This window comes from Bartonella sp. MR168JLCBS (genome assembly GCF_042194175.1).
Genome location: NZ_JBHIMP010000113.1, coordinates 1 through 283 on the forward strand (window position 1 = coordinate 1; position 283 = coordinate 283).

Annotated in this window: 1 protein-coding gene; it reads right to left on the reverse strand. The window is 47.3% G+C overall.

The genetic code is table 11. The features are described from left to right. Window positions 1-283 (reverse strand): class I fructose-bisphosphate aldolase (locus ACFIK8_RS09555; RefSeq protein WP_375669289.1); only part of this gene is annotated, 283 nt, incomplete at both ends.

A 283-nucleotide genomic window follows, 5' to 3' on the forward strand; every position in this document is an offset into this window, starting at 1 on the left:
GCTCCACAATCGGCACAAGACCTGCTTCCTGACACAAAGCAGCATAGCGCGCGAGAGCTTGTGCCTTTTGGCTTATTGCCCCTTTTGTCGGCAGAGCATACGCATCAATCGCAATTACCGCGCGCCATTTAGCAAAACGCGCTCCTAAAGCATAATAATCTTTTAAACGCTCACGAAGACCATCTAACCCTTCTGTGATCATTTCTTGAGGAAAAGCCGCTAATGGTTTGGCACCAGTATCGACTTTAATACCTGGCAAAGCACCTGCATTACGAATAAGATC